The sequence below is a fragment of the Nonomuraea sp. NPDC004580 genome, assembly GCF_040609855.1.
Lineage (GTDB): Bacteria > Actinomycetota > Actinomycetes > Streptosporangiales > Streptosporangiaceae > Nonomuraea > Nonomuraea salmonea.
Window position 1 is genome coordinate 16,587 of sequence record NZ_JBEXLH010000054.1, and the last position, 17,532, is coordinate 34,118.

Below are 17,532 nucleotides of genomic sequence, written 5' to 3' on the forward strand. Positions count from 1 at the left end.
CGACCTTAGCCCCCGGCTCGCGGCGCGCCTGCTCGGCAGGTGCCACCGCGGCCCCACTCAGGACAGGGCTCAGGACAGGGAGGGGATGACGTGGTCGAGCGCCAGCGGCGGCGCGGGCGGCAGCGGCGCGGCGTTCTCGGCGCGGAACGCCTGCAGCAGGTACGCCACCAGCCGCCGCGACGCGGCCTGCGCCCGGTCACCGGCGCCGTCGGTCACGGCGCAGTTGGCCTGCAGCAGCAGGAGAAAGTCGGCGAAGACGAAGTCGGCGCGCAGCCGCCCGGCGGCCTTGGCCCGGCGGATGATCTCGTCGAACCCCTGCTCGGCCCGCCGCCGCGCCCGCTCGAAGTCGACCGCCTGCGGGAACGCTGTCAGGAACGCCCCGGTGAACCCGTGGTCGGCCACCTGCATCGCGCACACCTTCTCGACCGCGCTCTGGAAGGCGTGCCACGGGTCGGGGTCGGCCAGCGCCTCCTCGACCGCCGACGCGCACGACGCGAGCTGGTCGGAGAACACCTCGGTGATCAGCGACTCACGGGAGGGGAAGCGCCGGTAGAGCGTGGCGACGCCGACCCCGGCCCGCCGCGCGATGGCCGCCATCGGCACGTCGAGCCCGCGCGTCGAGAACGCCTCCCGCGCCGCGTCGAGTATGCGCTCGCGGTTGTGCTCGGCGTCGGCGCGCAGTTGCGCACGCTCGGCGATTTGAGAGGGATGACCAGGCATGTTTCTCACATTAGCCGAAATGGAGAGTGCCGTCCGTTTCGCTGGCTAGCGTGCGAACGTGAGCACAGTGAACGAGACGATGCGCGCGGTCCTGTTCGACCGATACGGCCCGCCCGAGGTCCTGTACGCGGGCACGCTGCCCAAGCCGGTCCCCGGCCCAGGAGAGGTCCTGGTGCGCGTGCACGCGGTCAGCGTCAACGGCGGCGAACTGCACGGCAGGGCGGGCGAGCTGCGCCTGGTCACGGATCTGATGGGCCGGGGCTTCCCGAAGCGCGTGGGGCTGGACTTCGCCGGCGAGGTCGCCGCGCTCGGCCCCGGCGCCACCGGCCCGAGGGCGGGCGACCGGGTGTGGGGCGCGCTCGGCAGGACGTTCGGCAGCCTCGCCGAGTACGTCGTCGTCCGCCCCCGCCAGATCGCCCTGGTGCCGCAGGGGATCGACCTCGTCGAGGCGGCGGCCCTGCCCGTGGGCGCGGTCGCCATCACCGCCCTGCGCGACAAGGCCGGGCTGCGCCCCGGGGAGCGGCTGCTGGTGCGCGGTGGCAGCGGCGGCGTGGGCCACATCGCCGTACAGCTCGGCAGGGCGTACGGGGCGCACGTCACCGCCCTCGCCGGGGCCCGCACGCTGGACTTCGTCCGCGGCCTCGGCGCGCACGAGGCGTACGACTACGCCACCACGACCCCGTCCGAGCTGGGCCGCTTCGACGTGGTCCTCGACACCGTCGGCACCGAGCACCCGGCTTACCGCGGGCTGCTCGCGTCCGGCGGGCGCATGGTGGCGATCGCGTTCGATCTTCGCCGCCTCGTCCCCTCGCTGGCCTACATCGCCGCCTCCGCCCGCCACGGCCGCGCCCGCGTGCGCGCCTTCAGCGGCCGGCCCACGACCAGGCTCCTCAGCGACCTGGCCGGGCACGTGGCGAAGGGCGAGGTGCGGCCGGCCGTGGACCGGGTCTTCCCGCTGGAGGAGGCCGCCGCCGCGCACCGGGCACTGGAGGCGGGCGGCGTGCGCGGCAAGATCGTCGTCAAAGTCGTCCAGAACCCCGCTCTGGCCCCTGACCAGCGGTGAAACCCACCCCCGGAGAAAAATTGGAGCCCCACGTCGGGCGGGGTTTGACGGGTTGTGAGGAAATGTGGTCATCTCGTGACCAATGTTTCTGATGGGATGAACCGAGATAGGTCGGGGGAAACGCTCAATGCCGCACGCCCTCCTGCGCGTGCTCGCTTCGACGACGATCGCAGGCACGGTCCTGACCGCCGTGCCACAGCCGGCCCAGGCACAGGCCCCGCTCCAGCAGGCCCCGCTCCAGCAGGCCCCGCTTCAGCAGGCCCCGCTCCAGCAGGCACTGTCCGCCGGCGCCAAGCCCGTACAGGCCGTGGAAGAGCCGCCGGCCGCCGTCGTCAACGTCCAGAAGCAGCCCTCGCTGGCGCTGCGACCGGCCGGCGAGCAGCGGGTGGGACCCGCCGCGCCCGAGGTGACCACGCCCGCGGGCCCCGGCCTGGTCGGCCAGGTCACCTCCGGCGCCGCCGCCGTGCAGGAGCAGCAGGGGTTCGGCAAGGGGGCGCCCGACGCGGGCGACGTGCTCCCCGACACCTCGCAGGCCAAGCCGCTGGGCCTGGCCAAGCCGCTGGAGTCGGTGACCAAGGGCTTCGACGGGCTCGGCGCGCTGCTGGGCAAGGCCACGACCAAGGTGCTGCCCCAGACCTCGAAGTCGGCGTCGAAAGCGGTGTCGGGGGTGACCTACCGGCTGTGCGCGGAGAGCGCCGAGGTGCCGGTGTCCTGCTCGATCCGCCAGCCCGTCGGCGTGCCGGTGGCCGCCGACGTCACCGGCGACGACAAGCCCGACCTCGTCGCCGGGCTGGTGCCCGTCGCCAACCCGGGACAGGGCTCGGTGGGCGTCACGTTCGCCGTCAAGCGCCTCGCGGGGCAGAGCCTCAAGGCGCAGGTCTGGGCCGAGTACGACGGCAAGGTCTCGGTCGGCTTCGACGGCCTGCGCCGCGGGTCGTCGCTGTCGGCGTCCGACAAGGGCACGTTCACCGTGGACCTGGCGGGCAAGCGGGTCAAGGCCGTCGTCAAGCGCAAGGAGCCCGGCGCGTCCGCCGCGCTCGTCGCCGGGCTGACCGGCCGCGCCTCCGTGAGCCTGCGCCAGACCCCGGCCACCCCCGAGCTGACCGTGAACGCCACCCTCGGCGAGCCCTCACTCGACGTCGCCGCCTCCGGCCCCGCCAGGCTCGAGGCGCTCGCCGTGAACGGCCGCCGCCTCACCCACGCCGTGCTCGACCGCATGGGCACCCGCGCCGCGGTGCGCGTGTCCGGCGGCAAGGTCAGCTTCACCAGCCCGACCACGGTGGGCCGGGCCGTGCTCGACGACCTCGTCTACCGCGACGGCCGCCTGTCCCGCGTCATCCGCGCCGAGATGGACCGGCTGCCGCCCGCCTTCACCGCCCAGTACCGCTCGGCGAAGAACAAGCAGACGCTCTCCACCGCCACGGCCAAGGGCACCTCCGGCCCGGCCAGCCTCGTCTTCTACGACCGCGCCGCGGGCCAGACCGTGATCAAGGCCGAGCTGAGCGCGCTGCCCGCCAAGGTCCGCGTGGTCAACGACGTGGCCGCGCACCGCGTCACCCACACCTCCAGCGCCCCCATCCGCGATCTCGGCCTGGTGCTGCAGCGCGGCGGCGGCGCGATCTCCAGCCCGCGCGGCAGCCACGTCACGATGATCAAGGACGGCGCCGCCGTCGGCGTGTCGGGGCGGCTGTCGGGGCTGCGCGGGTTCGACGTCACGTACGGGGCCACGCCGCACGCCCACCTCGACGCCGCGTCGGGCGGCGGGCCCTTCGTGGGCGCCGCCAGCATCGACCGCACCCACGTGGCCCGGCTCGAACTGTCCAACACGCCCGCCACCGTGGACGTGACCCTCGACCCCGCCGCCCGCAAGGCGGTCTACCGGGCCGGGGGCGCCATCGGCACGCTGCGGGCCGCGTACGCGAACCTCAAGTCGGGCCCCACCGTGGACGGCACCGTGCTCGGCGTGCGGGACGACGTGCAGGCGTCGTGGGCGCTCGGCGAGCGCTCGACGGTCAAGGTGGAGAGCTCCGGCAAGGTGCGGTCCGTACGGATTTATGCCAATAAAGCGCACGTGACGACGCCGTCCGGCGAGGACGTGCGCGCCGTCGTCGAAGGCGTGCGCAAGCGCGCAGAACTCGTCGCCGACACCAAGGCCCACACCCTCACCTGGGACTCCGACGGACCGGTGACCAAGGTGACCGCACTGGCCAGGGTCAAGGCCGGCAACCGGTACGTTAGGGCCGCCGCCCAGGTCACCGGGGTCCCCGCCAAGTTCGACGCCTCCTGGGACGGCGGCTCCTACCGCTTCCGCGGCGTGTCAGGGCCCGTCGGGTCGGCCGAGGTGGCCTTCACCAACCACGACCGCGCCACGGCCCCCACGGGCCCGCACCTCGCCGCCCACTACGACCAGGCCAACGGTGACCTCGACGCCAGCGTCCGCGTCACCAGGCTGAAGCAGGTCGAGCTGACCCCGGCCGCACAGGGTTTCACCGCCGGCCTGGACGCCGGAGGCCGCACCATGACCGTGGACGCCGACATCCGGCGGGGCGACGACCGGTTCGGCCTCATCGGCACCGTCGGACCCGTGCCCGGCAGGCTCGCCGTCGCCTCCGAGGGAGGCAAGCTCACCTACACCGGCACCCGCCTCGACGTCCGCGCCCGCGCCTGGCTCGGCAAGACCGCCGCGCTCGACCGCATGCGGGCCGCCCCCGCCGTGACCGGCGGCGTGTCGCTGGTGGACGGCGCCTGCGTCCCCGGGCGTCCCGGCTGCTCGCAGGGCGCCTTCTGCGTGGCCCAGCGCGGCTGCTTCGGCCTGCAGGGCTACATCGACGTCAGCGGCCTGCCCGAGCAGGTCTCGGTGGACCTCGGCGGCAAGACCTTCGGCTTCTCCGGGTTCCGGCCCAAGAACCGCACCCTGGACGTCTACCTCGCCAGCAACGTGCTGTCGCCGGTGCCCGTCAAGGCCAGGGCCAGGCTGACCGGGCTGCCGGAGAAGATCACCGGCATGTCGCTCGGGCCCATCACGGTGGCGCAGGGCAACGCCGTGCAGGCCGCGTACCGGATCGAGCCCGCCGCCACGCTCGGCAAGCTGGACGTGCGGGCCGAGGCCGCCGGGCTGCGCGGCCACCTCGCCATCGACCCCGTACCCGCCTCCGTCGCCTTCCAGGGCACGTACGGCGCCAAGACCCGCATCAGGGTCACCAACTCCGCGCCCGTCGAGCACCTCAGCGCCAAGGTCACGCTGCCCGGCAAGGGCACCGGCGAGCTGCGCTTCTCCGACGTGCCCGCCGTCTTCGGCGTGGACGCCGACGCCTCCGCCGCCGGGCTCAGCGTGCCGGCCGTCACCTACAAGGCGATCGGGAACGTCAACACGCTCGACGGCCGGCTCAGCGTCGACGGCGGCCTGATCGACCCGTCGGGGCGGCTCGGCGACGTCGCCTTCGCCGTCCGCGACCTGTCCGCCGACACCACCGTCAGGCTCAACCCCGACCAGTCGCTCGACCTCGTCTCCAAGCCGGTGCCCACCGGGCGCATCACCGTGCGCGGCGGGCTGCGCGTCGACGCCGTGCCCGCGCAGAAGCTCGCCGTGCACAAGGAGGTGCCCTCCACGGGCGGGTTCCTCACGTACCACGTCGGCGGGCGGTTCGGGGTGCGCAAGAGCTCCGTCGAGCAGGTCACGCTGAGCATCTCCCGCATGTCGTGGCTGCGGCTGCGGCCCGGCAGGATCCCGTTCGGGCTCAAGGCGCCGGCCGCGCTCGGATACGTCGCCCCCGGCTTCGAGGGGTCGTACGGCACTCTCAAGATCGCCGCCAAGGGCGTCGACCTGCGGCCGGACGTCAAGCTGGACATCAAGCTGAGCCGCAAGGTCGGCGCCGACGCCTTCCGCGAGTCCGTCCGCATCGGCCCCGCCACCTCGCTCGCCCTGCGCCGCTACGACCAGCGCATGCGGCCCGTCGGGCACAAGCAGGAGGTCAAGGCCGCCGGCATCAGCCTGGCCTGCGTGAGCGTGGACGCCAAACCCGGCTTCGCCGCCGGGGGCCGCGCCGCGAACACGATCACGCTGCGCGGCGCCGACGGGCCCCAGATGGTGTCGCTGCTGGACCCCGGCGGTCAGGTGCCCGACTACGCGGTGGACCTGCTGACGCACTTCATGAGCCCGTTCCCCGGGGCGGAGTGGAAGGTGGCCGGGCTCGACGCCGGCTCCTGCGGCGCTGACCGGCCCGCCTCCCGGACGTCCGACCGCTAGGTTCTCGTCCATAATGGCGGGCTAGATCCCGTCCGACAGGAGAGGTACGCATGTCCACGCCCGCCCCACGCACCCCGCAACAGCGCAAGCAGGACACCCTGCACCGTCTCGAACACGACGTGGACGCCTGGGTGGCCACCGCCAGTGCGGACGGGACGCCGTACATGGTGCCGCTGTCGTTCCTCTGGGACGGCGAGTCGATCGTCGTCGCCACCACCGGCGCCAGCCCCACCGCCCGCAACCTGCTGGCCAACGGCAAGGCGCGGGTGGGCATCGGCCTGGTGCGCGACGTGGTGCTGGTGGAGGGCGCCGCCCGCGCCACGCCGGCCGGCGAGCTGCCCGCCGACGTCGGCGACGCGTTCGCCGCCAAGGCCGGCTTCGACCCCCGCAAGGAGCCCGAGTCGTACTACTACTTCCACATCACGCCCCGCCGCCTCCAGGCGTGGCGCGAAGCCAACGAGCTCGCCGGTCGCACCCTGCTCCGCGACGGCACCTGGACGGTCACTTCCTGAGCACCGGGCCTGACCGGGCACTCCCGCTCAGACCCATGCGATCGCCTCAATACGAGAGGGTCAGGGTGGTGTGGCGCTTGCGGAGGATGAGCGGGCCCGAGACGGCCGCGCCGGCAGGGTGAGCGTTTATGCGCAGGCCCGTCGGTTGCGGGCGGCCCGCGGCCGTCCAGGCGCGCACATGCGCGGTCAGCTCCTCCGCCAGCCGTTCCCCGTCGCGCCCGTGACCGCGGGCGACGGGGTCGCCGTCCAGGGGGAGGAGCGCGATGCCGCCGGGCTCCACGAGCCCGGCGCAGAAGCCGTGGCCGTCGCCCATGAGCGTGCACCAGCGCGGCTCGTGCAGCGCCAGCCACATCGGCACCCCTGTACGGAACGCGACGGCGGCCTCCCACGCCGGACCATCACCCGCCGGGCCCTCCGGCGGTGCGGCGGGTTCGTCCATCACGGCCGTCAGGGGCAGTTCGGTGGGCTCGGTGGCCAGTGCCGCCGACACGTCGCCCAGGTCGCGGGGTGCCGGGAGGGCCAGCAGCACGTCCGGGTTCTGAGCGAGGACGGCCAACACCTCGGGGCCCGCCGACGGGCCGCGCATGCGCATGAAGCCGCAGGGCACCACCGACAGGCTCGTCCAGTGGTCGCCGTCGCGTTCCATCGCGACCGACACCTGCATGCCGTTAAGGTCCAGCGGCACCACCAGGCGCCCGCCGGGGGCGAGCTGGGCCGTCCAGGCGGGAGCGAGGTCCCAGACGCCGACGGTGGCGATCAGGCGGTCGTAGGGGGCCAGCTCGGGGTGCCCCTCGGCGCCGTCCCCGCACACCACCTCGACCCCCGGCAGCCCGGCCGCGTCCAGATGGGCCCGCGCCTCGGCGGCCACGTCGGCGTCGATGTCCAGACACACCACCCGGCCCTCAGGACCGGCGAGCGCGGCCAGGAGCGCCGCGTTGTAGCCGGTGCCCGCCCCGACCTCCAGCACCCGGTCTCCGGGCCGTACGGCGAGCTGGTCGAGCATGGCGGCCATGATGGCGGGCTGGGACGAGGAGCTGGTCGGCCGCCCCTCGGCGTCGCGCCTGGTCACGATGGGTTCGTCGCGGTAGGCGTCCTCGGGCGGAACGTGCGGCACGAACAGGTGACGCGGTACCGCGCGCATGGCCGCCGCGACCCGCTCGCCGACCTCCTGACGCTCTGTGAGCCGCGTCACCATGCTCTCCCGCAGGCCGGTGAGATCCATGGGCTCATTGTCCACCGCGACCCGAGTTCCGGGTAAAGAAAGCCGTCAGAGAGGGTTGAGGCGCGGTGTGGAGGGAAGGGCAGGCAATTCCTGAACGTCGAACGTGAGGAGGAGCCGTAGTGCTCACCCTGACAGCCAACGCAGCCCAGGCGATCCGCGATCTGACCGCGGCGGCGCCCGAGCCTTCCCAGAGCGGGATCCGCATCTCGTCTCAGGGAGAGGGCGCCAGCTCGCTCACCCTTACCCTGGCCACCGCCCCCGAACCGGCGGACGCGGTGGTCGAGTCGGAGGGCGCGCGAGTCTATCTCGACCCCGTGGCGGCGACCGTGCTGGAGGACAAGTCCCTGGACGCCGGAGCCGATGACCAAGGGAGCGTGTCGTTCCTGGTCACCGAGCAGTCCGCCTGAGGCGGCCCCGCCGCGCCCGAGGCGACTTGGGCGCGGCGGGGTCCCCTCCTGACCCGATCAGCCGTCGGACAGCAGCTTGTGCAGGTAGCGCACCTGCTCCTCCGACTGATAGCCGCCCCCGCCCTCGTGGTTGTTCCACGGATAGACGTTGATCTCCTTCGGGCCCTGCCAGTGGTTGTAGGCGGCGAACACCGTGGACGGCGGGCAGACGTCGTCCATCAGCGCCACCGAGTACAGCGCGGGCACCTGGGCGCGGGCGGCGAAGTTCATCCCGTCGAAGTACGCCAGCGTGCGGAACACCTGGTCGGCCGCGTCCCTGCGGGTGGCGAGGTAGCGCACCAGCTCCTGGTACGGGTCGCGCGGCGTGATCTCCACCGCCCGCCTGAAGTGCGACAGGAACGGCACGTCGATGAGCGCCGCCTTGACGCCCTGGTGCAGCGCGGCCGTGGCCTGCGCGATGGCGCCGCCCTGGCTGCCGCCCGCCACCACGATCCTGCTCGCGTCCACCGCGGGATGCCCGGCGGCCGCGTCCACCGCCCGCACGGCGTCGGTGAAGACGCGCCGGTAGTAGTAGTCGGCGGGGTCGAGGATGCCGCGCGTCATCATGCCGGGCGCCTGCGCGCCGGCCGAGCCGTGCGGGTCCCCGGTGACGCCGGGGCTGTTGACGTTGGCGCCGCCGTGGCCGCGCGTCTCCATCACGAACACCGCGTACCCGGCGGCCGGCCACAGCAGGTGGTCCTTCGGGAAACCGCGGCCGCCGCTGTAGCCGATGTAGTGCATCACGCAGGGCAGCGGCCCCTGTGCGCCGCTCGGCAGCAGGAACCAGCCGTTGACGCGGTGCCCGCCCCAGCCGGCGAACGACACGTCGAACACGTCCACGCCCGCCAGAGGCAGGTCGTACGGGACGTACTCGGCGGACAGGTCGTGCTCCCCGGCCTCGGCGAGGGTCGCCGTCCAGAACGCGTCGAAGTCGGCGGGCTCGTCACGGTCGGGGAGGTAGGAACGAAGGTGCTCGAGCGGCAGGTCGAACAGTGGCACGTTGGTGACTCCAGCTGTGTAGAGAGGTTCCTGATATTTCACCCCAAAGCCGAGGAAAGCGCTATCCCGCGTGCTTTTTCCACTGAGGGCGTCATATCTGGGTAGGCGCTGACTTGTGACGGAACATGTTATCCAGGTGCCCTACTCTCACCTTCGCCCCGGTTTGGTCCTCGACGCGCCCGCGGACACGCAGGACTTCCTCGTCCTCTTCGGCGACGACTCCGAGTCCCGCGCCCAGCTGCTCCACGATCACACGGGCCGGCCGGTGCTGCGGATGGGCGGATACATGACCGCGAACGGGACGGTGATCGATGAGCGCGTGTGGACCATCCGCGAGACCGCCCGCCACGGCCCCCGCCTCCACCTCCGCCTCGGCGACTCCCTCCCCTGACCTCTAAGCGGGATTGAAGCCCGGGGGAGGGGTCTCGTCCTCGTCGGCGGTGAGCGGACGGTAGCCCCGCCACCGCGAACACCACCGGCCGCGCCCCCACCATCGCGGTCCCCGCCAGTCCGGCCGGCCCCAGCACCGGCGAGAGCGCCAGCACCCCGGCGCCCGCCACCACCCGCCCTGCCAGCCTGGCGACTGAAGCCACGCAGGGGACGTTAGTGCAATCCACCCCAAAGAGGGGCGAAACGGCGCAGGAGCCTCCGGGTTTCGCGGTGGCCGGGCCGGGCAGACGGTCCGGATGATCAGGAGGTGCGGCGCACGCGGCGGCGGGAGGCGCGCCTGTGGATGCGGGGGTGCCGGGTGGGGCTCTGAACGGCGATTACGCTTTGTGCGTGAGATGTATCACTCCGTCATAGGAAGCCTCATGCGCACACGTCTGACCCTTCCACTCGCCGCCGTGGCCCTCGCCGTCCTGACCGGCTGCTCCGGTCAGCAGCCGCCGCCGCAGAGCGCCGCCGCCGTGCCAGGGCCCACCGGCGAGCAGCCGTCCGAGCAGGACAAGACCTGGATGCGGGCCATCCACCAGGCCAACCTGACGGAGGTCCAGGCGGGGCGGCTGGCCCAGGGCAAGGCCACCACCAAGCCGATCAAGCAGGTCGGCGAGATGCTCGTCAAGGACCACACCGAGCTCGACACCCAGGTCACCCGGACGGCGGAGCAGCTCGGCATCGACCTGCCCACCTCGCCGTCGACGGAGCAGCACGAGCTGCTGGACCGCATCGGGGAGGTCAGCGGGCAGGATTTCGACCAGGACTTCCTGTCCGGGATGATCAAGGCGCACCGCGAGGCGCTGAACGCCACGAAGACCGAGATCTCCAAGGGCTCCGCGCCGGCGGTGGTGGCGCTGGCCAAGACGGCGGCCCCGTCCCTGGAACACCACCTCAAGGCCCTGCGCAAAGCCCAGAGCGGCGGCTGACCGAGCACGACGAACCGCGAAGGAGGCGATGAGCGATGAGCAGGACGGACAGGGGGACGGACGGCACAACGGGCAACGCCACGAGCAGTGGGACGGGCGCCGCCCCGGACGGCACCACGAGCGGGGAAGCGGGTGCCGCGGCGGACAGGGCCACGAGCAGTGGGACAGGCGTCGCGGCTCGTAAGGGACAGGGTGGCGCGGCGCGGAAGGGCGCGCATGGCGGGGCGGATGAGGTCGCGCGAAAGCTTGGGGTCGTGGCCGCAGTGGTGGCGCGGCAGGTGGCGCGGCAGGTGGCGGTGGTGCGGCGGGGGCGGGCGCTGCATCCGCGTGGGCTGCTGCTGCGGGCGACGCTCACCGTGGAGTCAGAGTTGCTCGGAGGGCATGGCGAGCACGAGGTGCCGGTACGCCTGTCCAAGGGTGTGTCGCTGCCGGGCCGGCTGCCCGACGTGCTGGGCCTCGCCGTACGCCTGCCCAACGGCGTGGACCTGCTGCTGTCCACCGGGTACGGGTTCGTCCCGGTGCCCAGGCGTGGCTTCACCTCGGGCCCCTACTCCACGCTCGCCTCCTACTACTGCGGGCGGCAGCGGTGCCGGATCGTGGCCCGGCCGGAGGGCGGACGGCGGGTGCCGGTCGATCCGGCGGAGCTGCCGGGCGTGCTGGAGCGCCGGGACCTGGTGTTCCACCTGTGGGCGGGGGCGCGGTACCTGGGCAGGCTGCGGATTCACACCGCGCTGCCGGACGGTGACCTGACCTTCGACCCGCTCGTCAACAGCGTCCCGTACCTGCGTCCGGCGAGCCGCCTGCAGGTGCTGCGCGGCGCCGCGTACGCGGGGTCGAGGCGCGGCAGGGGCGCGAAGCTGGGCGACGGCGGTGAATGACCCGAGAGCCGTTCCGTGAAATAGGCCGAAACGTGGCCAACATCTGTACGGCTTTGCGGTGATCTGGGGTATTTGTCCCCTTTGAACCAGGACGAACACATCAGGGGGATCGTCGTGGCTATGAACACAGAGATCCGCAACCTGCTCGACTGCCATGTCGTGGGGTCGGACGGACAGTCGATCGGGAAGGTGGGCCAGGTCTACCTCAACGACCGCACCGGCGAGCCCGAGTGGGTGACCGTACGCACGGGGTTCTTCGGCATGAAGCAGACCTTCGTGCCGCTCCAGGGCGCGCGCCGCTCGGGCGAGGAGATCCGGGTCCCCTTCGACAAGGAGATGATCAAGGGGGCGCCGAACATCGACGTGGACGGCCGCCTGTCCCTCGATGAGGAGACCGACCTCTACCGCTACTACGGCATGCAGCCGACGGACGTCCCGCGCCAGCGGCCGGCCGACTTCGGTGACGCCGGCGAGCGGCAGGGCTTCGCCACGGAGAACCGCGAGGGCCTGGCCGCCGGCAGCCCCGGCCTCATGGACGAGCCCGGCACAGGAACCGGCACAGGAACCGGCACAGGAGCCGGCGCGGGGACGGGCGCAGGGCTGGGCATGGGGTCCGGCATGTCCGACATGGACAGGTCCGACAGCCTCGACGAGTCCGACCGCCTCATCGGCGACACGCCCGGCACGACCGACGAGCCCGGCCTGATGCCCGGCGGCAGAACCATGGGCATGAGAGACGACCAGCCCAGAGGCTTCACCGACCAGCCCAGAAGCTTCACCGATGAGCCCAGAGGCTTCGCCGGCGAGACCGGCGGCTTCGCCGAGGACCGCGACATCGACATGACGCGCTCGGAGGAGCAGCTCCACATCGGCAAGGAGAGCAGAGAGTCAGGCCGCGTACGCCTGCACAAGTACGTGGAAACGGAAGACGTCCGGGAATCGGTCCCGCTCTCGCACGAGGAAGTCGTCATAGAGCGCGAGGACATTCGCGACGCCGGATTGTCGGGAACGTACGAGATAGGCGCAGAGGATCGCGAGATGATCCTGCACGAGGAGCGCCCGGTGATCGGTAAGGAGACCGTCCCGGTCGAGCGCATTCACGTGCACAAGCAGGACGTCCAGGACGAGGAGATCGTCGAGGGGCAGATCCGCAGAGAGCGCCTGGAGATCGACGAGGAGGGCCCGGCCAGGGACGACGGGGGATACGGCCGCGGCGACGGGTTCCCGCCGCGGCGGTGAAAGGGAATGCGCCGGGCGGCCGCCGCCCGGCGTTTCCACAAACGTCTCGAAAAAAGCCGGGAAAGGGCTCAGGAATAGAGCTCGATCTCGTTCAGCATGCTGCATTCGGATCCGATCTCCGCGTCGCATTGGGGCGCGGCCGGTAGGACGACCTTGACGTATCGGGCGGTCCGCCCGACCGTCGCGTACCGGAGCGCGTAGTCGGTCCGATCCTTGACGGTGAGCACCGGCGGGCCCCATGTGCGTCCGTCCTGGGAGACGTACACGCGGGCCGAAGCGGGATGTCCTGGCCGGAGGCTGAGCCCGACGCGGCTGATGGTCCGGGGCCGGGAGAAGCGCAGGACGTACCGGCCGGGCCCGGCGGCGACCGCGCTCGACCAGTAGCCGGTGCTGCCGTCGAACGCCCCGCCTGGGCCGGTGCGCGGCCGGTACGGGCTCGTCCACCGCATGGTGGTGGAGACCTGGAGCTCGCCCCGCCGCCGCAGGTCGGCCAGGTCGATCCGGCTGCCGGGGACGGCGACGTCGAAGAGCAGCCGCTTGATCGCGTACCAGCCGCCGTGCTCGAAGCGCCCGTGCGCCGGGCAGGCGGTCTCGTCGAGCAGCCCGCTGGGCCGCACCCCGGGCAGCTTGCAGTTGTCGAACACCTGGATCAGCCGGTGCGGCCCCACGGCGGCGAGCCCGGTGTAGCCGGAGGAGCCGTGCGCGGCCCAGATGCCGTCGCGGTTGTGGTACGTCACCCGCGGCTCCCGCCACGTCTCGCCGAGCCCGTCGGGCGAGACCGCGAGCCAGTTGTCCGGCCGTCCCGCGCTGAGCACGAGCGTGCCGCCGGGCATCAGCAGCAGCCGTGGCGCCACGCCGCGCACCACGCAGTCGAGCCCGGCGAAGCGCAGCTCGCGGGCCGGCGTCCAGGTGTGGCCGCCGTCGGGCGAGCGGCTCTGCCACAGCGTCGCGTACGGCCCGCCGTCGCGCCGCAGCACCGCCACCAGGCTCCCGTCCACCGCCTGCGCGATCGCGGCCTCGGTGAACTGGAAGCCGCCGCCCGGCTCGGCGATGACCCCGCGCCTGACGAAGGTGCGGCCGCCGTCGCCGCTGGCGTACACCTCGGCCTGGTAGGCGTCCACCGGGGCGTAGCGGGAGTACACGGTGATGAGGATCGTGCCGTCGGCGAGCTGCAGCGGCGTGCCGTGCGCGGCGCCGCCGGGCAGCAGGTCGCCCGGCGTGACCAGCGTCGACTCCGAGCGCAGCCAGCTCTCGCCGTCGGAGAGGGCCGACGAGGTGAGCACGCCGAGCCGCGCGGTGTGCGGCCCGGTGCGGTGCGGATAGTACTCGGTGGCGAAGAACCGGCCGTCGAGCAGCTCGACCGGCGACTCGCGCAGCGGCGTGGGACCGGCCGGGCCGAACGTGCGCCCGTCGTCGTCGGAGACGGCCGCCGAGCTGGTGAGGACGACCACCCGGTCCACGTTCGTGGTGAACGTGGTGATGACCTTGCGGGCGGGCCGGCCACGCGGCCCCGTGACGTCGAGCGCCGACACGTTGGGGAATCCGGCGAAGTCGAGCCGCTCGGTGTTCGTGGGCTCCGGCGCGAGGGGCGCGGGATGCGGATGGATCCAGCCCAGTGAGGAAGCAGTATCGATGAGGTAAGCCCCGGACTGGAGGGAGTGTTCCGGTAGCACGCAGTAACCGGGGCCGCCGTCCGCCTTGACGGGCCATCCGGCCGGTACGAGGGCCGCCGACATGCCCATCGACAGGCCCACGACCATGGATCTTGGCACCAGCACGCGCTCGCTCCCCGGCTCTCTTCCACGACCGTCGGCACCCCAGCGAACTTTAGATCATCGACAGCGCGTAACCCGGCATTCACCTGCGGGAAGTCGGCGGTTCACGGCGCTACCCACCTTCGGGCGTGGCCAGACATACCGGATGCGTAAAGTGACAGTTGACATAGAACCGGCTCCTGACGACGATCGGGACGGCACTATTAAGTGTCAATTTACGTAGGTCGGGTCAGGAGGTGGCCCTCAATGAGCATCGAGCCGAGGGCGAGAGTAGCCCCCGAGCGCGTGCTGCCCAGCCCGGCGCCCATGGCGCCGGAGACGGCCGCGCAACAGCGGGTCGTCGAACGGATCTGCGCCAGGGTCGCGCCCGCCGGCGTGGACGTCGGCGTCGCCGAACTGCCCCCCGGCGGACTGCAGGTGTGGATCGACACCCCGGTGCCGGTCGCCGAGCAGGAGTCGTGGGTGCTGTATCACCGGATGGCCCGCGAAGTGGCGCTGGTCGGCTGGCACTGCGAAGCCGACGCCGACCGGCTGCTGGTCCTGGGCTGGAGCGCCGCGTGCCTGCACAATCGCGTACGCCTGCTGCAGAGCGGGCTGCGCAGGCTCGCCGACTTCGGGCACACCGCCCAGCGGGCCGTGCAGCTCGACGGCCGCGACCCCGGCGACGCGCCGGCGACGCGGCTGGTGGAGGAGGTGTGCGCCGCCATCGAGCGGCGGCTGCGCTGGCCGGAGCGGCTGGCGGAACTGGACGGCTTCGAGCGCAGCTCGGGCCTGCCGCACCTGCAACTGCTGCTCGCCCAGGTCGCCGGCCTGGAGGCGAAGGTCGCGGCGGCCTGCGAAGAACACCTCGTCATGGCACGGGTGCTGGCGCGGGCCGTCTGCGAACACCACGCGCGGCACGGGGACCCGGCCCGTGCGCGGCGCGACGTGCTGGCGGAGTCGCGCCGCTGGGTGCACGCCAGCTCCATGATCAGGGGGACGGCCACCGCACGGCCGATCCCCGCAGGCGCGGGCCGGCCCCACATGGGCCTGGCCGAGCGCCGCATCGCCGCGAGCGTCATCAACCACGGCGTGCCGCGGGTGACCCCCGCCGCCGTCATCCCAGGGGTCGCACCCGCCGACCTCGAGGAGGGCGCCCGCTGATCCCGAACCGCTCAACGGCGAGTGGTCGCCCGGAAAAACCCACCCGAATCCGGTAGGAGAGCTCCCGTCATGCGAACCCCCCCGCACCTGCCCGCCCGATCCAGGCATGACCGTACCGACCGGGCCAGGCGCCACCCCTACGGGCTGGACATGCCCGCTCAGGCCGCCCCGCACGGCACGATCGACTTCCCCGCGGACTTCCCCGGCGACTACCCACCCGGCCGCTTCGGCACCCCGTTCGACGCGCCGCCGCCCTCTGAGGCGGACGAGTTCGTCGAGCAGCGGCTGCTCGGCATCAGGGAGATGTCCAACCAGGCCATCGGCTCCATCGACGACCTGCTTCAGCACACCGTCTGAGTCGTGCCCCAGCGGCCCCCGACGCAGGGAGCCGGAAGAGCGAGACAGCACCACTTGAGGAGAGTCATGCAGGACCTTTCGCGCCCGGAGCTGCGGTCGCGTGACGTCGGGGGCCACCAGCCGCGCACCGTGGCGGGCGTCGAGACGCCACGCACCCTGGACGAGGTGCGCACCCTCGTCCGGCAGGCCACGGCGGACCGTCGCCGTCTCTACCCGATCAGCACCGGCAGGAACTGGGGCATGGGCTCGGCCATGCCCGTCACCGACGACAACCTGGTCGTCGACCTCGGCGCGATGAACCGCATCCGCGGTCTCGACCTCGAGGCCGGCTACGCCGTCATCGAGCCCGGCGTCACCCAGCGCCAGCTCGCCGAGGTGCTGCGCGGCACCCCGTGGATGCTGAACGTCACCGCCTCGTGCGCCGACACCTCGGTGATCGGCAACGCGCTCGACCGCGGCGACGGCTGCATCCGCTCCCGCGTCCACGACGTGGCCGGGATCGAGGCCGTGCTCGCCGACGGCAGCGTGGTCACCACCGGCGGGCTCGACCCCGCCGGCCGCTACCACGGCAGGGTCGCGGGGCCCGACCTGACGCAGGCGTTCGTCCAGCACAACCTCGGCATCGTCACGGCGATGGCCGTCTCGCTGGTGCCGCGCCCCGAGACCATCGCGCTCGTGCACGGTCGCATGCCGGCCCACCAGGCCGGGGTGGCGCTCGAGGCGGTCGCCGGCTTCCTGCGCCGCGGGAACCCCGCCGACGGCCTGATGCGCGTCCGCGAGCTGGCGCTCGTCCCGTCCCACGGCGACTGGACGCTGCCCGACGGCGTCGACCCGAGCCTGTTCACCGTGCTCGGGCCGCTCATGGGCGGCGACGCCACCGTCGAGCTGGCCGAGGAGCTGCTGCGCAAGTCGCTCATCGAGGTCGAGGGCGCCGAGGCGCTGCGCGTGGTGGACGCCGCGGAAGTCGGCCCGCACGACCCGCTGTACGCCAGGGCGCTCATGTCGCTGGGCATCCCCACCTGCCTCGGCGTGCACAACGCGCTCGGCGTGACGTCCTGCGACCAGATCGACGACGGCCCGATGGGTTTCCTCGCGCTGCTGCCGCTCATGCCGCTGCAGGCCCGCAGGACCGAGCACCTCGTCGGCGCCCTGCAGAGCGCCGTGGACGCGCACACCACCGCTCTCATGATCGAGTGGAACGTGGTCAGCCCGCACATCGGCAACGGCGTCATGCAGATCTTCTTCGACCGCGGCGCCCCGGGCGCGGCCCACCGCGCCCACCAGCTCCGCAACGACGGCAACTGCGTGCTGCGCGGCAACGGCTGCGCCATCTACCGCTCCGACATCGACCACGCCGCCGCCGACGTCTGGTCCGAGACCAGCACCGCCGGCCTCGGCATGCTGCACCGGCTCAAGACGGCGCTCGACCCGGACGGCCTGCTGTCGCCCGGCCGGTACGGCGCCTGACACCCGCAGCCTGAACCTCGCAGCCCGAACCTCGCAGCCCGAATCTCGCAGCCCGAATCTCGCAGCCTGAACCTCGCAGATCGCGCCGCCCCGGCGCGCGG

Annotated in this window: 15 protein-coding genes; 11 read left to right on the plus strand and 4 right to left on the minus strand. The window is 72.6% G+C overall.

Annotated elements, in window-relative coordinates; all coding sequences use genetic code 11:
* Positions 1-69: 69 nt before the first annotated feature.
* The gene (locus tag ABZW11_RS36115; RefSeq protein ID WP_355427402.1) at positions 70-720 is read right to left on the minus strand and encodes a helix-turn-helix domain-containing protein; all 651 of its coding nucleotides are present in this window, start codon (positions 718-720) and stop codon (positions 70-72) included.
* Between the two features lie 79 nt (positions 721-799).
* Here ABZW11_RS36115 and ABZW11_RS36120 point away from each other — a divergent pair, with 79 nt between their 5' ends.
* The 3 genes from ABZW11_RS36120 (at position 800) to ABZW11_RS36130 (ending at position 6,541) form a co-directional block, all read left to right on the plus strand.
* Positions 800-1,783, plus strand: a complete 984-nt coding sequence (locus ABZW11_RS36120; RefSeq protein WP_355427507.1) for an NAD(P)-dependent alcohol dehydrogenase — start codon at positions 800-802, stop codon at positions 1,781-1,783.
* Between the two features lie 127 nt (positions 1,784-1,910).
* On the plus strand, positions 1,911-6,029 hold the full coding sequence (locus ABZW11_RS36125) for a hypothetical protein (RefSeq protein WP_355427405.1): 4,119 nt from the start codon (positions 1,911-1,913) through the stop codon (positions 6,027-6,029).
* A 50-nt stretch (positions 6,030-6,079) separates the two neighbouring features.
* Positions 6,080-6,541 (plus strand): pyridoxamine 5'-phosphate oxidase family protein, encoded by a 462-nt coding sequence (locus ABZW11_RS36130; protein WP_355427407.1) that lies wholly within the window; start codon positions 6,080-6,082, stop codon positions 6,539-6,541.
* A 46-nt stretch (positions 6,542-6,587) separates the two neighbouring features.
* On the opposite strand, the gene ABZW11_RS36135 is transcribed toward ABZW11_RS36130, so the two are convergent.
* Positions 6,588-7,763, minus strand: a complete 1,176-nt coding sequence (locus tag ABZW11_RS36135; RefSeq protein WP_355427410.1) for a methyltransferase domain-containing protein — start codon at positions 7,761-7,763, stop codon at positions 6,588-6,590.
* A 119-nt stretch (positions 7,764-7,882) separates the two neighbouring features.
* Here ABZW11_RS36135 and ABZW11_RS36140 point away from each other — a divergent pair, with 119 nt between their 5' ends.
* Entirely contained in the window at positions 7,883-8,170 is a 288-nt protein-coding gene (locus ABZW11_RS36140) for a Fe-S cluster assembly protein HesB (RefSeq protein ID WP_355427413.1), read from the plus strand.
* Between the two features lie 57 nt (positions 8,171-8,227).
* Here the strand turns inward: ABZW11_RS36140 and ABZW11_RS36145 are convergent, their stop codons facing one another.
* Positions 8,228-9,208: an acetylxylan esterase gene (locus tag ABZW11_RS36145; RefSeq protein ID WP_355427416.1), complete on the minus strand. Its 981-nt coding sequence runs from the start codon at positions 9,206-9,208 to the stop codon at positions 8,228-8,230.
* Positions 9,209-9,344: 136 nt separating this feature from the next.
* Between ABZW11_RS36145 and ABZW11_RS36150 the strand changes: the two genes are divergently transcribed.
* The 4 genes from ABZW11_RS36150 to ABZW11_RS36165 all read left to right on the plus strand — a co-directional run bounded on the left by ABZW11_RS36150 (position 9,345) and on the right by ABZW11_RS36165 (position 12,689).
* Positions 9,345-9,599, plus strand: coding sequence for a hypothetical protein (locus tag ABZW11_RS36150; protein WP_355427419.1), 255 nt, complete (start codon positions 9,345-9,347; stop codon positions 9,597-9,599).
* Between the two features lie 421 nt (positions 9,600-10,020).
* Positions 10,021-10,572: a DUF4142 domain-containing protein gene (locus ABZW11_RS36155; RefSeq protein ID WP_355427422.1), complete on the plus strand. Its 552-nt coding sequence runs from the start codon at positions 10,021-10,023 to the stop codon at positions 10,570-10,572.
* A 254-nt stretch (positions 10,573-10,826) separates the two neighbouring features.
* Positions 10,827-11,450 carry a hypothetical protein gene (locus tag ABZW11_RS36160; protein WP_355427425.1) on the plus strand — a complete coding sequence of 208 codons (624 nt, stop codon included), beginning with the start codon at positions 10,827-10,829 and terminating at the stop codon, positions 11,448-11,450.
* A gap of 120 nt (positions 11,451-11,570) precedes the next feature.
* Positions 11,571-12,689 carry a PRC and DUF2382 domain-containing protein gene (locus ABZW11_RS36165; RefSeq protein WP_355427428.1) on the plus strand — a complete coding sequence of 373 codons (1,119 nt, stop codon included), beginning with the start codon at positions 11,571-11,573 and terminating at the stop codon, positions 12,687-12,689.
* Between the two features lie 68 nt (positions 12,690-12,757).
* On the opposite strand, the gene ABZW11_RS36170 is transcribed toward ABZW11_RS36165, so the two are convergent.
* Positions 12,758-14,467: an exo-alpha-sialidase gene (locus ABZW11_RS36170; RefSeq protein WP_355427431.1), complete on the minus strand. Its 1,710-nt coding sequence runs from the start codon at positions 14,465-14,467 to the stop codon at positions 12,758-12,760.
* Between the two features lie 243 nt (positions 14,468-14,710).
* Here ABZW11_RS36170 and ABZW11_RS36175 point away from each other — a divergent pair, with 243 nt between their 5' ends.
* The 3 genes from ABZW11_RS36175 to ABZW11_RS36185 all read left to right on the plus strand — a co-directional run bounded on the left by ABZW11_RS36175 (position 14,711) and on the right by ABZW11_RS36185 (position 17,431).
* Entirely contained in the window at positions 14,711-15,607 is an 897-nt protein-coding gene (locus ABZW11_RS36175; RefSeq protein WP_355427434.1) for a hypothetical protein, read from the plus strand.
* Positions 15,608-15,676: 69 nt separating this feature from the next.
* On the plus strand, positions 15,677-15,964 hold the full coding sequence (locus ABZW11_RS36180) for a hypothetical protein (protein WP_355427436.1): 288 nt from the start codon (positions 15,677-15,679) through the stop codon (positions 15,962-15,964).
* 66 nt (positions 15,965-16,030) lie between these two features.
* The gene (locus ABZW11_RS36185; RefSeq protein WP_355427439.1) at positions 16,031-17,431 is read left to right on the plus strand and encodes an FAD-binding oxidoreductase; all 1,401 of its coding nucleotides are present in this window, start codon (positions 16,031-16,033) and stop codon (positions 17,429-17,431) included.
* Positions 17,432-17,532: the final 101 nt, after the last annotated feature.

Bases quoted from the DNA above. Each gene is read 5' to 3' on its own strand.
- ABZW11_RS36115 (WP_355427402.1), bottom strand. From the start codon at position 720: ATGCCTGGTCATCCCTCTCAAATCGCCGAGCGTGCGCAACTGCGCGCC.
- ABZW11_RS36120 (WP_355427507.1), top strand. From the start codon at position 800: ATGCGCGCGGTCCTGTTCGACCGATACGGCCCGCCCGAGGTCCTGTAC.
- ABZW11_RS36125 (WP_355427405.1), top strand. From the start codon at position 1,911: ATGCCGCACGCCCTCCTGCGCGTGCTCGCTTCGACGACGATCGCAGGC.
- ABZW11_RS36130 (WP_355427407.1), top strand. From the start codon at position 6,080: ATGTCCACGCCCGCCCCACGCACCCCGCAACAGCGCAAGCAGGACACC.
- ABZW11_RS36135 (WP_355427410.1), bottom strand. From the start codon at position 7,763: ATGGATCTCACCGGCCTGCGGGAGAGCATGGTGACGCGGCTCACAGAG.
- ABZW11_RS36155 (WP_355427422.1), top strand. From the start codon at position 10,021: ATGCGCACACGTCTGACCCTTCCACTCGCCGCCGTGGCCCTCGCCGTC.
- ABZW11_RS36165 (WP_355427428.1), top strand. From the start codon at position 11,571: ATGAACACAGAGATCCGCAACCTGCTCGACTGCCATGTCGTGGGGTCG.
- ABZW11_RS36175 (WP_355427434.1), top strand. From the start codon at position 14,711: ATGAGCATCGAGCCGAGGGCGAGAGTAGCCCCCGAGCGCGTGCTGCCC.
- ABZW11_RS36180 (WP_355427436.1), top strand. From the start codon at position 15,677: ATGCGAACCCCCCCGCACCTGCCCGCCCGATCCAGGCATGACCGTACC.
- ABZW11_RS36185 (WP_355427439.1), top strand. From the start codon at position 16,031: ATGCAGGACCTTTCGCGCCCGGAGCTGCGGTCGCGTGACGTCGGGGGC.